The organism is Nonomuraea sp. NPDC048916, assembly GCF_040649575.1.
GTDB lineage: Bacteria > Actinomycetota > Actinomycetes > Streptosporangiales > Streptosporangiaceae > Nonomuraea.
On the sequence record NZ_JBEZFS010000224.1, the window covers coordinates 1 to 458 of the forward strand.

Below are 458 nucleotides of genomic sequence, written 5' to 3' on the forward strand. Positions count from 1 at the left end.
CTGAGATCGCCCTGGTCGATACGGCGAATCGCCTGGCGCTCCATCAACTGTCTGAGGAGTTCGACCACCGTCAGGACGAGGGCGACGAGGTCGCGTCCCATCTGGTCGGAGTCCAGGTCGAGCCGGGAACCGGTCACAGCGGGCCTCCGTCCGCCCAGGGCGCCGGAACGCGTTCGCTGACGGACGACAGCAGGGCGTGCAGCGACAACCGCACGAGTGGCACGTCGGCAATGGCGATGACCAGGTCACCGCTGATCACCACGCCGGTCGCCAGGACGCGGTCCAAGAGGTCGACGAGCGGCACCCCGATGGGGCCGCTCAGGGGCTCGGGGCTGTCCCAGGGCACCACGTCGCGTGTCACGGCCTACACCTCCCCGACGAATGAATAGGGCACCCACGGCCCCGACAGCTCGATGTCCGCCCCGGTCCGTTTCCGGAGCGTCCGCGCCAGGAGAGCG

3 protein-coding genes are annotated in these 458 nt (G+C 69.4%); all 3 read right to left on the reverse strand.

The window, feature by feature from the left end; all coding sequences use genetic code 11:
• The coding region (gene gvpK, locus AB0C16_RS40560; RefSeq protein WP_357691522.1) for a gas vesicle protein GvpK at positions 1-137 on the reverse strand (137 nt) is incomplete at its 3' end.
• Positions 134-361 carry a gas vesicle protein gene (locus AB0C16_RS40565; RefSeq protein WP_010983786.1) on the reverse strand — a complete coding sequence of 76 codons (228 nt, stop codon included), beginning with the start codon at positions 359-361 and terminating at the stop codon, positions 134-136. The genes AB0C16_RS40565 and gvpK, both read right to left, overlap by 4 nt.
• Before the next feature lie 3 nt (positions 362-364).
• Positions 365-451, reverse strand: a complete 87-nt coding sequence (locus AB0C16_RS40570) for a GvpL/GvpF family gas vesicle protein (RefSeq protein WP_357691524.1) — start codon at positions 449-451, stop codon at positions 365-367.
• Between the last annotated feature and the right edge of the window lie 7 nt (positions 452-458).